The sequence below is a fragment of the Parasutterella sp. genome, assembly GCF_057870745.1.
Genome location: NZ_DBMALT010000003.1, coordinates 46,370 through 59,058, shown reverse-complemented (window position 1 = coordinate 59,058; position 12,689 = coordinate 46,370). Strand labels below are relative to the sequence as shown.

10 protein-coding genes are annotated in these 12,689 nt (G+C 49.7%); 6 read left to right on the top strand and 4 right to left on the bottom strand.

Annotated elements, in window-relative coordinates; all coding sequences use genetic code 11:
- The first annotated feature begins 20 nt into the window (after nt 1-20).
- Nucleotides 21-1,616 carry an AAA family ATPase gene (locus tag ACZND6_RS01615; protein WP_489524320.1) on the top strand — a complete coding sequence of 532 codons (1,596 nt, stop codon included), beginning with the start codon at nt 21-23 and terminating at the stop codon, nt 1,614-1,616.
- 107 nt (nt 1,617-1,723) lie between these two features.
- Here ACZND6_RS01615 and ACZND6_RS01610 read toward each other — a convergent pair whose 3' ends face one another.
- The 3 genes from ACZND6_RS01610 to ACZND6_RS01600 form a co-directional block, all read right to left on the bottom strand.
- The gene (locus tag ACZND6_RS01610; protein WP_300876573.1) at nt 1,724-2,371 is read right to left on the bottom strand and encodes a carbonic anhydrase; all 648 of its coding nucleotides are present in this window, start codon (nt 2,369-2,371) and stop codon (nt 1,724-1,726) included.
- Between the two features lie 93 nt (nt 2,372-2,464).
- Nucleotides 2,465-2,659, bottom strand: a complete 195-nt coding sequence (locus tag ACZND6_RS01605) for a hypothetical protein (RefSeq protein WP_418805394.1) — start codon at nt 2,657-2,659, stop codon at nt 2,465-2,467.
- A 66-nt stretch (nt 2,660-2,725) separates the two neighbouring features.
- Nucleotides 2,726-2,878 (bottom strand): hypothetical protein, encoded by a 153-nt coding sequence (locus tag ACZND6_RS01600; protein WP_300876570.1) that lies wholly within the window; start codon nt 2,876-2,878, stop codon nt 2,726-2,728.
- A gap of 329 nt (nt 2,879-3,207) precedes the next feature.
- Here ACZND6_RS01600 and ACZND6_RS01595 point away from each other — a divergent pair, with 329 nt between their 5' ends.
- From ACZND6_RS01595 to yoaA, 5 genes are all read left to right on the top strand, one after another.
- Nucleotides 3,208-6,066: a 2-oxoglutarate dehydrogenase E1 component gene (locus ACZND6_RS01595; RefSeq protein ID WP_300876567.1), complete on the top strand. Its 2,859-nt coding sequence runs from the start codon at nt 3,208-3,210 to the stop codon at nt 6,064-6,066.
- A 38-nt stretch (nt 6,067-6,104) separates the two neighbouring features.
- Nucleotides 6,105-7,412 carry a 2-oxoglutarate dehydrogenase complex dihydrolipoyllysine-residue succinyltransferase gene (gene odhB / locus ACZND6_RS01590; protein WP_489524319.1) on the top strand — a complete coding sequence of 436 codons (1,308 nt, stop codon included), beginning with the start codon at nt 6,105-6,107 and terminating at the stop codon, nt 7,410-7,412.
- 10 nt (nt 7,413-7,422) lie between these two features.
- On the top strand, nt 7,423-8,856 hold the full coding sequence (gene lpdA, locus ACZND6_RS01585) for a dihydrolipoyl dehydrogenase (RefSeq protein WP_370748056.1): 1,434 nt from the start codon (nt 7,423-7,425) through the stop codon (nt 8,854-8,856).
- Between the two features lie 81 nt (nt 8,857-8,937).
- The gene (locus ACZND6_RS01580; protein ID WP_489524318.1) at nt 8,938-9,705 is read left to right on the top strand and encodes a hypothetical protein; all 768 of its coding nucleotides are present in this window, start codon (nt 8,938-8,940) and stop codon (nt 9,703-9,705) included.
- A 63-nt stretch (nt 9,706-9,768) separates the two neighbouring features.
- Nucleotides 9,769-11,766 (top strand): DNA repair helicase YoaA, encoded by a 1,998-nt coding sequence (yoaA, locus tag ACZND6_RS01575; RefSeq protein ID WP_489524317.1) that lies wholly within the window; start codon nt 9,769-9,771, stop codon nt 11,764-11,766.
- Between the two features lie 70 nt (nt 11,767-11,836).
- On the opposite strand, the gene ACZND6_RS01570 is transcribed toward yoaA, so the two are convergent.
- Nucleotides 11,837-12,646, bottom strand: a complete 810-nt coding sequence (locus ACZND6_RS01570) for an aspartate dehydrogenase domain-containing protein (RefSeq protein WP_489524316.1) — start codon at nt 12,644-12,646, stop codon at nt 11,837-11,839.
- Nucleotides 12,647-12,689: the final 43 nt, after the last annotated feature.

Genomic DNA, 12,689 nt, shown 5'->3' with positions numbered 1-12,689 from the left:
GAGAGTTCAGAGGACAACAAATGACGATCAATCAGCTGAAAGCTTTACCACTTGGAACTTCGGACTTTATTGCTTTGAGAATGGCCGATGAAATCTACGTTGATAAGACGGAGATGGTTTTTAGCTTGGCTGTTAATCGTGGTAAATATTTCCTCGCTAGACCAAGAAGGTTTGGTAAATCTCTTCTGATCTCGACTTTTGAGTCTTTATTTAAGTTCGGCCTACGGGACTTCAAAGGTTTGGCTATTGAAAAACTTTGGAAGGAAGATACGAACTACAACGTTGTGCGGCTGGATTTTTCGGAAATTAAGGATTTTGCGGATGCTGAATCTTTTTCAGAAAGATTGATATCGCTTATCTCGCGAAAATTTGCTCCTTTTGGTTTCCGCTTCGAACTTCGTCCCTTCCAAACAGTCTCTGATCAGCTATCCGATTGGTTGACTGCTCAGGAAAAGAATTCTTTGGTTCTCTTAATCGATGAATACGACGCGCCTCTTACCTCTTGCTTGAACAATAAAGCTATCTTCAATGAAGTTCGAAGAGCATTATCGGCTTTTTACTCCGTATTAAAGTCAAATGAAGGTGCGCTGCGATTTGCGTTCATTACCGGTATTACCAAGTTCAATAAAACAAGCATATTTTCAGAGCTGAATAATCTTTCGGACCTCTCTTTAGATGTGGAATATGGCACATTGTTAGGTTACACATACGATGAAACGCAGAAATACTTTTCCGGATACCTAGATAATGCCACCTTGTTGTTAGGCATCTCAAGAGAGGAGCTCACAGAAAAGCTCATCAAGCATTACGACGGCTTTTGCTTTGAAAGAACTGCGAAAGAACATGTTTTTGCACCGTGGTCCATGCTGAACTTTCTCTCATCACCTCGAAACGGTTTTGTGGACTATTGGTTTGAAAGCGGCGGAAAGCCGTCCGTCTTAGTTGAATATTTAAAATCTCACGCTCTTAGACACCCTGAAGAGTATGGACGAGAAAAATCGATTTCACTTTCAACACTTTCAGGTGCTTCTGATTTGGAAAGTTTGTCAGATCTGGGTCTTCTGACACAAGCGGGCTACCTGACGATCAAGGCAGTAAGGTACGGAGATACGGTTTTTCTTGACTATCCAAACTTAGAAGTGAAGCGGGCTATGGCTCAGTTGTATATAGAGCGATTGCTCGATGGTAAGGTTGCCGGGCAAGTGGGTGCCGGTCCGATCGTAAAAGTACTCGCTGAAGAATCTGCCGAATCTGTCTTCCATATTCTTAACCGACTCTTCACCGCAATTGATTATCACAACTACCCGGTAAAAGACGAAGCTTCCTTGCGAGCCTATGTCCAGGTTTATTTCTCCGGTGCCGGACTGGAAGCTAAGGTTGAGCAGCATAATGCCCACGGCAGAAGCGATCTAGAAGTAAGCGCCGGAGAAAGACATTGGGTTTTCGAGTTCAAAGTATCATACGACGGGGAGAAGGAAGAAGAAATTCTTTTAGAGGGTATCTCACAGATGAAAGCCAGACATTACGGCGAGCAAAAAGACTCAAAAGAGCTTAGGCGTATCGTGTTGGTCTATTCAATTCCGTCCAGACAATTCGTGAAATGGAAAACTTGCTGATAGCCTGAGGAAATAACATTAGGTTATTTTGTAGCTAGCTACGGAATTTGCCTATAGTCCGCTATGGAATTTTTCTGTAGTGGACTATAGAATTTTTCCGAAGTCAGTCACGGATTTTCGAGAGTGTCGAAGAGTAGTTCAAAGTCCTCGGAGTCAGGGCTGAAACGATAAAGGTTGCCCTCAGACAAATCGTAGTAAAGAGCGTGAAGCTTGAGCTGTCCGTTCTTAACACGCTCTGCGATCCAAGGATAAGAAAGCAGGTTGTCAAGAGAAATTAGCACAGCGCCTTCTTCACAGTGGCGGCTCCGTGTTTTTTCATCTTCATCGCCCGTCATGGCTTGCAGACGTTCCAAAGCCGGGGAGGCAATACCGACCCAGTCTTGAATATAAGTTTCTCCGGCAATGGTTTCTGGTGCCATGAGTCCGTGGATGCCGCCGCAATGAGAATGCCCCATAACGACAATATGTTCGACGTTGAGATGTTTAACGCCGTACTCAATGGCGCTCATTACAGAACAAGGGTTTGAGGCTTGGGTAACCGCGGGAACAAGCGCTGCCACGTTTCTAATCACAAACAAATCGCCAGGTTTGCAGTGCAGAAGAATTGCAGGATCGACTCGTGAATCGCAGCATGCGACAACCAAGGTTTTAGGATTCTGTGCCTTCTCAAGTGATTCGAAATACTGTCTTTCCTTAAGGAAATATGTCTGCTTGAAGTTGTGGAAGCCTTCAATGAGTTTATGAAAGTTATCCATTATGTTCTGTGATTCGTTGTTAGAGTTCGCAGAAATATACAACGTCAACGAGTTCAAAAATTGAAGCTCGAGTCCTAATTTGCGACAGAAGAATCAATGTCCAGCAAGAATATATAAAAGCCAATAATCTGCAGAGTAAAGACCTGAGCCAACGACAAAGATGGCGATAAGGCCGAGTAAATATGGAAGAGCCGGGGAGGTTAAATCTTTGCCTATGGTGACTTTTGTAGCGATCGTAAAGCTCACGATTGCAGGGATGACTGCCAAACGCGTGAGGAATCCGGCCATAAGGAAAAGCGGTACAAAAGTTTCAATGATTGCCGCTGAGTAATATCCGACCTTCGGAGAAAAGAATCAGACTTTTGGAAACTTTGCCGCGTTTTCCGGATGAAACCATTTCTGCACTCCGTATGGCAGCATCGCCAAAGCAATCGCCCATCGAAACAGAAGAGAAGCCATGCTGGCCGAAGTTGGGTCGCAAGTCCAATGCAATATGGTGGATAACATTTTCAATTCCTTAATTTATGAGGAAAATTTTAGAAAAGAACTACAAAGACTATAGGTTTGACTGCTTAAATGAGGTAGCGAAGGAAAGCAAAAATCCGGTGTTTTGAGAGGTAAGGATCGGAGTTGATAACTAGAAAATCAAGACTTCGACGGAGTTGTTTACCGCCTACAAAAATGTTCCTGAGCGGCGGCTTCAAATCTATAATCAATTTGTTTCAGCGGCTGGTTTTTGCTGAAACACGCTCAACAGGAAACCTGTGAAGCAGCCGCAAAATATTCTGATAATTTGCGGCCCCCTGAGCGGCAAGAAATTTGTCCAAGGTGAAAAAGTGATTAAAGACTTAATAGAGAATTCATATCTATTCGGCGGGAATGCTCCTTACGTAGAAGATTTATACGAGCAGTACCTCGAAGACCCAAATTCCGTAGACGAAAAATGGCGTCAGTACTTTGACCGTCTGCAGCAGGCCCCGGCTTCCGACGGCCGTGTCGAAACCATTGACGTTCCTCATGCACCCATCGTTGAGGCTTTCGCACAGAGAGCATCCGAACCGCGTTCGGCTGTTTGTCCGGTAAGTGAACGAGATCTTGATCTGGCAAAAAAACAGGTTGCGGTTCAGTCCATCATCGGTGCGTACCGATTCTTAGGAAGCCGCTGGGCCAACCTTGACCCGCTGCACAGAAGAGAACGTCCGAAGATTCCCGAGCTTGAACCTTCCTTCTACGGACTGTCCGAAACGGATATGGACAGCACCTTCTCGGCAGCTAATACGTATTTCGGCGCCGATAAGATGACGCTTCGGGATTTAATCGCCGCCTTGAAACAAACTTATTGCAGCGATATCGGTATCGAATTCATGTACATCAGCGATCCGGTGATCAAACGCTGGTGGCAGCAAAAACTGGAACCTTGCCGCTCAACCCCGAGCATGGACGCCAAGTCCAAGAAACGCATTCTTGAAGAACTGACGGCCGCAGAAGGTTTGGAACGTTATCTCCATACCAAGTATGTCGGCCAGAAACGCTTCTCGCTCGAAGGCGGAGAAAGCTTTATTGTCGCCATGGACGAAATCGTGGAAACAGGCGCAGCACAAGGCCTGGAGGAAATGGTTATCGGTATGGCTCACCGCGGTCGTCTCAATGTGCTCGTCAATACGCTTGGCAAAGCGCCGAGTGAACTGTTTGCAGAGTTTGAAGGTCACTACAAGAGTAAAGACCTGCCGGCGGGCGACGTGAAATATCACAACGGTTTCTCAAGCGATGTCGTTACCGCTTCCGGACCGATCCATCTGGCTTTAGCCTTTAATCCTTCTCACTTGGAAATTGTCGACCCGGTCGCAGTCGGAAGCGTTCGCGCCCGACAGGATCGCCGCCATGATCCTAAAGGTCGCCGCGTGATGGGCGTTCTTGTTCACGGCGACGCTGCCTTTGCAGGTCAGGGCGTCGTCATGGAGACGCTGAACCTTGCCGATACCCGCGGCTACGGTACCGGCGGCACGATGCATATCGTGATCAACAATCAGATCGGCTTTACGACTTCCGACCCGCGAGATAAAGGCTCAATGACCTATTGCACGGATCCTGCAAAACTTATTGAAGCTCCGGTTCTTCACGTTAACGGAGACGACCCCGAAGCCGTCGTATTTGCGACTCGTCTGGCGATGGAGTTCCGCAAGAGCTTCAGCCGCGACGTCGTGGTTGACATTGTCTGCTTCCGCCGTTTAGGCCATAACGAACAGGACACGCCGGGACTGACTCAGCCGCTGATGTATAAGAAGATCAATGTCCATCCGGGTACTCGCCAGGTTTACGCTGACAAGCTGGCACTTCAGGGCGTCGTAAGCCCCGAAGAAGCCAAAGAAATGGTTGCCGCATATCGACGCAGTCTGGAAAGCGGTATCCCGCCGAGACAGACGGCTTTGATCGAAGGCAAGAACCCTTATGCCGTTGATTGGTCCCGTTACAACGGCAGCTGGACAGACGATGTGAAGACGTCTGTTCCTTTGGACGAATTGAAGCGTTTGACGGATGTCATTACGACCGTTCCGGAGAACTTCAAGCTCCACCCGCTCCTTCAAAAGGTCATCGCAGATCGTCGTCTGATGATGCAGGAAGAAATCCGTGTGGATTGGGGCTTAGCCGAACATCTGGCTTTTGCCACGCTGCTCACGGGCGGATACTCCGTTCGTATTTCCGGCGAAGACTCCGGCCGCGGAACCTTCAGCCATCGTCATGCCGTCTGGCACGATCAGAACCGTGACCGGTGGGATTCGGGTATTTGGATTCCTTTGGAGCATCTAGGTGAGCATCAGGCTCAGTTCACAGTGATTGACTCCGTTCTTTCTGAGGAGTCTGTTCTCGCATTTGAATACGGCTATGCCAGCTCTTCTCCGAAGTGCCTGACGATTTGGGAAGCTCAGTTCGGCGACTTTGCCAACGGCGCTCAGGTCGTGATCGACCAGTTCATCAGCTCCGGTGAGGCCAAGTGGGGCCGCAAGAGCGGCTTGACGATGCTCTTGCCTCACGGCTACGAAGGGCAGGGCCCCGAGCATTCATCTGCCCGAGTCGAACGTTATCTGCAGCTTGCAGCAGATACCAATATGCTGATTTGTCAGCCGACAACCGCAGCTCAGATCTTCCATTTGCTGCGCCGTCAGATGGTTGGCAATATCCGCAAACCTTTAATCGTCTTCTCTCCAAAGAGTCTGCTGCGCAACAAGATGGCAAGTTCCGATTTGGAAGAACTCTCCGAAGGCAAATTCGAAACCGTCATCGGTGAAATTGAAGAGCTCGATGCCGATAAGGTCAGAAGAATTCTGGTCTGCACTGGCAAAGTTTATTACGACCTCGTGAAATACCGCAAAGAGCATGAAATCGATGATGTCGTCATCGTTCGTCTTGAACAGCTTTATCCCTTCCCGCACAAGAGTTTCCGAGAAGAGACTTCTGGTTACTCCTTCGCTTCCGAGGTGGTTTGGGTCCAGGACGAACCTCAGAATCAGGGCGCCTGGTTCTATGTGCAGCACCATTTGCTTGAAGAAATGCCTTCCGGCGCAAGATTGAGTTATGCAGGACGTCCTGCTTCATCTTCGCCTGCCGTCGGCTATGCCAGCAAGCACGCCGAGCAGCTTAAAGAATTGGTGGAAAACGCTTTCGGACGTCTTAAGGGCTTTATCCAGACGAAATAGTTCAAGCGTTGCTTTGTAAAGAATTCGGAGAAAAAGAAATGTCTATTGTTGAAGTCAAAGTACCCGAGCTGTCCGAGTCTGTTTCGGAAGCCAGTTTGATTGAATGGAAAAAGAAAGTCGGTGAACCGGTTAAGGCCGATGAAATTCTTATTGAGATTGAAACCGACAAGATTGTGTTGGAAATCCCGGCGCCGGCCGACGGTGTTTTAGCCAGCATCGAACAGCCTGACGGAGCTGCCGTTCTGAGTGATCAGCTGATCGCAACGATCGATACCGAAGGGATGGCAGCGGATCAGCCGGAAGCACCGAAAGCTGCCGTTGCTGAAGAAGTTATTATTTCCGCTCCTGCTACCGCAGCCCCTTCGCCGACTTCCGCTCCTGCGCCTGCAGCACCGGCGGCAGCCGCCTCAGCTTCCGGCGCTTTTATGATGCCTGCAGCTGAAAAGCTCATGGCTAACAGCGGATTGTCCGCAGCTCAGGTAGCAGGAACAGGCGTCGGCGGGCGTATCACGAAACCCGATGTTATTGCAGCTTTGAAGAGTGCTCAGCCTGTAGCACCATCTGCCGTCGCTGCAGCTCCTGCTCAGCAGGCCGCGCAGAAAGCCGCTCCCGCCAAACCGGCTGCTCCGATAGCATCTCTTGACGGCAGACCTGAGCAAAGAGTGCCGATGTCTCGTCTGCGTGCCAGAGTGGCCGAACGCCTTGTTGAGTCTCAGTCCAACTGCGCTATTTTGACGACCTTCAATGAAGTGAACTTGGCGCCGGTAATGGCTTTGAGAGCGAAGTACAAAGAAAGCTTCGAGAAGAAGTACGGCATCAAACTCGGCTTTATGAGCTTCTTCGTGAAAGCTGCTGTTCACGCATTGAAGCAGTACCCGATCATCAACGCCTCTGTTGACGGCCACGACATCATTTATCACGGATATATGGATATCGGCATTGCAGTGGGCTCTCCGCGCGGTCTGGTTGTTCCGGTCTTAAGAGACGCGGATCAAATGACCTTTGCAGAGATCGAACTCAAGATCGCGGACTTTGCTAAGCGCGCCAAAGACGGCAAGTTAACGCTTGAAGAGCTGACAGGCGGTACATTCACGATTTCCAACGGCGGTGTGTTCGGCTCCTTGTTCTCGACGCCGATCATCAACCCGCCTCAGTCCGCAATTCTCGGCATCCATGCTACGAAACCTCGTCCCGTGGCAGAAAACGGAGAAGTCGTCATTCGTCCGATGAACTACTTTGCGATGAGCTACGACCATCGAATTATTGACGGACGCGAAGCCGTTCTGGCACTCGTGGCGATGAAAGAAGCCCTCGAAGATCCGGCTCGTTTACTCTTAGACCTCTAAGGAGCTGCCAATGAAAGATGATATTCAGACTTTTGACGTCGTCGTCATCGGCGCCGGTCCCGGCGGATATGTTTCCGCGATCAGAGCTGCTCAGTTAGGTTTGTCGGTTTGCTGTATCGACGATTGGGTCACCGACGGCAAACCTGCCCCCGGAGGGACTTGTACTAATGTCGGCTGCATTCCATCTAAGGCGCTTCTTGCGAGCAGCTGCCTTTTTGAAGAAATCAGAGACAAAGCTTCAGAGCACGGGATTCAAGTCGAAGAACCCTCGATTGACGTTCCGACGATGATTGGCCGCAAGGCTAAGATCGTTCGTCAGACCAACGACGGAATTCTTTATCTCTTCCGCAAGAACAAAATCACGTTCTTAAGCGGACGCGGATTCTTTGTGACTTCCGACGAAGACGGATATCTGATCGGCGTCGAAGGCAAGGACGAAACGCGTGTTTTTGCGAAGAACGTTGTTCTGGCCACCGGCAGCAAACCCAGACAGTTTCCGGGCGTTCCTTTTGACGAAGACCGCATTCTGTCCAATGAAGGCGCACTGAACTTAAAGAGCGTGCCTTCTGCTTTGGGCATTATCGGCGCCGGCGTGATCGGACTTGAACTCGGCAGCGTCTGGAAGCGCCTCGGTGCCGATGTCCGAATTCTTGAAGCTATGCCGACGCTTCTGCCTTTTGCCGATTCTGCTGTGAGCAGAGAAGCCCTGAAGGCATTTAAGCAGCAAGGTTTGGATATGGAATTCGGTGTTCACATCGACAGTATTCAAAATGACGGTGACCGCGTTATTGTCCAGTACAAAGACAAGGACGGAAAAAACAGCGAAATGTGGGTGGACCGCCTGATCATCTCCATCGGCCGCGTTCCGTTCACTGCCGCGCTGGATGCGCCTGTCGTCGGTCTTAAGCTCGACGAAAGAGGATTTGTTGAAGTTGATGCAGAAAACCGCACGAACCTTCCTCGGGTGTGGGCGATCGGTGACCTTGTCAAAGGGCCGATGCTTGCGCATAAAGCGGAAGAAGAGGGCGTTGCGGCTGCAGAACGCATTGCCGGACGTAAAGCGGTAACGCACATTGAACGAGTGCCTTCCGTGGTTTACACCGAGCCCGAAATTGCCTGGGTCGGCAAGACCGAAGAGGAACTGAAGAACGCCGGAAGGGCCTATAAGGTCGGCGTCTTCCCGTTCATGGCAAACGGTCGGGCGCGAGCCGTCGGTGAAACGCAGGGCTTTGTGAAGATGCTGGCAGATGCGGAGACCAATATAGTTTTAGGTCTGCACATCATCGGTCCGCAGGCCGGCGAGCTGATTGCGCAAGGCTGCGATGCCTTATCCTTCGGCGCGATCGCAGAAGACATGGCACTGATCTGCGATCCTCATCCGACCTTCAGCGAGGCCATCAAAGAAGCGGCCTTGGCGGTAAATAAGGAAGGCATAAACTTTTAGTTAGAATAACAAGATCTGGGAAGAATAAATCTCAGGTCTTATTTTTTCGCTTAGCCCGCACATCATTCAGGAGCTTTTCGGATGCGAATTCCGCTTATTCTTCTCACTCTCGGCTTAATTAGCTTTAATGCCTGTGCCGTGGAGCCGCCGTCGACCGAACCTTTTGCCAAGAGGTACGATCCGCACTCCATTACAAATGCTGCTCGAGCCAGAGAAGTGATTGCGGCTTATGACGAAGAAAAGCGAGCCTGGGAAAACTGGTACAAAGAGGAAACGGCTCAGTGCTACAGAAACTTTTTTGTGACCTACTGCTTGGATAAGGCTAAAACCGAACGCACGGAACACATCAATGAAGCTCGCCGCGTTTGGCTTGTGGCCAGAGACTTCTTGAGAAAGGAACGCTCCGAGCAAGCTGTGAAAGACCGCAAAGCAGCGGAGGCAAAACAAGCCGCTAAAAACGCCAAGATGGATGCTCAGCCTCCGCGCGCGGCTAAAGCTCCTCCCAAGACACGTGATGTCACGCCTCGTAAACCGGGCGAAGGCCATGCCGCAGATCGCGTTCTGACACCCGAAGAAGAAAAAGCGAATGCCGAAGCCTATGCCATGAAGCAGCAGGAGCGCGAACAGCGCATTGCCGAGCAGGAAAGTAAAGTTCCTGAAGCTCCTTCTATGACGCCTGAAGAACGTATTCAAGCTAGAGCCGAGCGCCGCGCCGCAGCCGAGAAGAAACGCGCTGAAAATATCAAGAAGCGCGCAGAAAAAGCTGCGGAGTATGAACGTCAGGTCAAGCTTCGTGAAGAGCAAGAGAAGAAGAACAGCGTCACAGGTGACTTGATTCCTCGGCTGTAACAATCCAAAAAAGATCGGAACTCCTTGATCTGATAGGATTGTGTTCCTAAACAAGGAACCTAAATGCCATCAGAATTCGTAAAAGAAGTTGCCGACGTTTTTGCCAAGGACGGACCTCTCTCTAAAGTTACCGCGAATTACACGCCGAGACCCTCGCAAATTGAATTTGCGACCTCGGTGGCGGAAGCATTGGAAAAAGGAAAAACGCTTGTAGCTGAGGCGGGTACAGGCACCGGCAAGACGTTTGCTTATCTTGTTCCTGCGCTCCTGAAAGATCAGAAAGTCCTGATTTCTACTGCAGGAAAGACGCTGCAGGATCAGCTTTTTACGAAGGACATTCCGGCGCTTTTAAAAGCCCTAGGCATGGGCTGCCGTGTTGCACTCCTCAAAGGACGTTCCAACTACATCTGCAAGCAGCGTTTAGAACATGCGCTTCAGGAAGATTCCTACGTTGCTAAGTCTCGAGAAGAAGTCGTTCATCTTCATCGCATTAAGAAGTTTGCCGGACAGTCCGTGACCGGCGAGCGCGGCGACATTACCGATGTTCCCGAAAACTCCGGTATTTGGCCGGAAGTGACAAGTACCGGTGAAAACTGTCTCGGCCCCAATTGCGATCATTACAACGACTGCTTTGTGATGCAGGCCAGAGAGAAGGCAAAAGAAGCTCAGCTTTTGGTGATTAACCATCATCTGTTCCTGGCCGATATTTCGCTTAAAGACAATCAAATCACGGACTTTCTGCCGGAATTTGACCTGGTGGTGCTTGATGAGGCTCACCAGCTGACCAACATCGCGACGAACTTCTTTTCTCAGACGCTGAACCTTTATGAGGTCAGGAATTTGGCTGCGGACGCGGTATCTCAAGGTTACGGTGTCAACAAACAGATTGATTGGAACGGTATCTACAAGACCATTTCGAACGCTTGCGATGATTTAATCAGCACGACGCACAACATCCTGAACACCAAAGATAAACAACTTGCCGTTGCCAAGTTCAAGGATAAGCATCTTTTAGTTGAGCCTTTTAAAAAGCTTTTGAATGCGGTAGAGAAACTCAGCAACGCGGTTCATGTGCACAAAGAGGCATCTCCTGAGATGACGAAGCTCGACGAACGGTGCACCGAAGCGCTCGAACTCATCGAATACTGGCGTGACGTATTCAGCGGCAAAGCCGTGTCTCGTTCGATGAAAGGCCCGCTTTTGGATTGGTTTACCGTCAAACCGAAGAACATCTTTTTTAACACCACGCCGCTCTCTTATGCTGAGATGCTCAAGAGCGCCCGCGAAGTGCAGGGCAAGCCGTGGGTTTTAACTTCTGCGACGCTGGCGGCTAACGGCAATTTCAAGCATTTTGTGGATCAAGTCGGATTGGAAGATGCCGAAACGAAGTCTTGGGAAAGTCCCTTTGACTTTAAAGCGCAAGGAATGCTCTACATCACTGAGGACTTGCCGATTCCGAGTGCGCCGAATTTTTCTGACGAAGTCGCTAAACGTATTTGGCCTTTTATCAAGAAGAATAAGGGCAGGGCCTTTGTGCTGTGTACTACGCTTCGCGCAATGGAAGTTATTTCCGAGGCGCTGCGTTACTTTGCCGAGACGGAAGGCGTTTCAATGAACATCCTTGTTCAGAACGAACAGTCCAAACAAGAGCTGCTGCGCCGTTTCAGAAGCGAAGAAAACTCCGTTCTGGTCGGTTCTATGAGTTTCTGGGAAGGCGTGGATATCAAAGGCGATGCTTTGTCTCTCGTCGTGATCGATAAGATTCCTTTCCCGCCGCCCGATGATCCGGTATTTGAAGGACGTTCAAAAGAACTTGAGGCCGAAGGCAAGAGTTCGTTTAACGAGATTTCGATTCCCGAAGCGATCATGCTGCTCAAGCAGGGCGCTGGCCGACTGATTCGTGATGAGAAAGATGAAGGGCTGTTGATTCTCTGCGATAACCGTCTGTTATCCAAGGGATACGGGACGAAGATTTGGAAGAGTCTGCCGGACTTCGCCCGTACCAAGGTTTTTGATACGGCAATGAATTTCCTGGAAAGATGCCAGGAGCCGAGAGGCTAAGTACTGTCCTGAAAAAGTTAATTGGAAACGGAGGCGTCATGAGAGGCAGCCTCCGTTTTCTTAACTGTGGTTACCAGAAAGTAATGGGGCTGTAGAGGTTCTTTAGGCAAGCTGCTGCGCTGAGCGCTGCTGTCGTACTGGACTTCGGATTTGCCGGATCCGGCTTGCCAAAAAACTCCATGGTGGCGTCGGCCAGAGCTGAGCGATAAGTAATCTTATGTGTATTGCTGCGGGCAGCAGGGTCAGCAACAATTCGGACTTTGGTTTGCGGATTTTCAGAGGCCAGGGCAGTGATAACACCGACATTGATGTTCTTCGGAAAACCTTTGATTGCCTCTTGAACCCCGCCTTCAAAAACTACGGCTCTTTTCGCTAAATCCAAATTAATTCCTTCCAGACCAGGTGCGCCGAGCAGAGATTTAGGTGACTTAGTTGTCTCAATGATGAGTTCATGTTCACCGTGCTGCAATGAGCAGGTTTGAAGGAAGTCCAAGCCGCCGACGGCACCATTGACGATGCAGATCCGTCCGTTGTTTTCAGCTGCGATACGGATTGCTTCCTGCTTGAAATCGTCGTCAGCAAAAGCTCCGGTGGAGAGACAAATCAACGTCCTTCCGGATTTGAGGATCGGGAGCGCATATTCTTTCAAAGCTAAACCGCCGGCAAGTTCAACAACGACCGGCGCCGCATCCTTCAGAAAATCTTCGATGTCAAAGACTGCTCTACAGTTATATTTTGAGGCGAAGGCCTGAGCCTTCCCTTGAGTTCGACCTAAAACAGAATGGAGTTTGAACTCCGGCAAAAAGTCATGAAGGACGTTTGCAAAGACATTGGCCAGAGAGCCGGAACCGATAATTGAAACTGAAGAAATAGTCTGCATAACCCGAGGATTTGAAATTTGTTTGAGTAGGCTGAGTTAGAGT

Coding starts and splice junctions, on each gene's coding strand:
- ACZND6_RS01615 (WP_489524320.1), top strand. CDS start 21: ATGACGATCAATCAGCTGAAAGCTTTACCACTTGGAACTTCGGACTTT.
- ACZND6_RS01610 (WP_300876573.1), bottom strand. CDS start 2,371: ATGGATAACTTTCATAAACTCATTGAAGGCTTCCACAACTTCAAGCAG.
- ACZND6_RS01605 (WP_418805394.1), bottom strand. CDS start 2,659: ATGGCCGGATTCCTCACGCGTTTGGCAGTCATCCCTGCAATCGTGAGC.
- ACZND6_RS01600 (WP_300876570.1), bottom strand. CDS start 2,878: ATGTTATCCACCATATTGCATTGGACTTGCGACCCAACTTCGGCCAGC.
- odhB (WP_489524319.1), top strand. CDS start 6,105: ATGTCTATTGTTGAAGTCAAAGTACCCGAGCTGTCCGAGTCTGTTTCG.
- lpdA (WP_370748056.1), top strand. CDS start 7,423: ATGAAAGATGATATTCAGACTTTTGACGTCGTCGTCATCGGCGCCGGT.
- ACZND6_RS01580 (WP_489524318.1), top strand. CDS start 8,938: ATGCGAATTCCGCTTATTCTTCTCACTCTCGGCTTAATTAGCTTTAAT.
- yoaA (WP_489524317.1), top strand. CDS start 9,769: ATGCCATCAGAATTCGTAAAAGAAGTTGCCGACGTTTTTGCCAAGGAC.
- ACZND6_RS01570 (WP_489524316.1), bottom strand. CDS start 12,646: ATGCAGACTATTTCTTCAGTTTCAATTATCGGTTCCGGCTCTCTGGCC.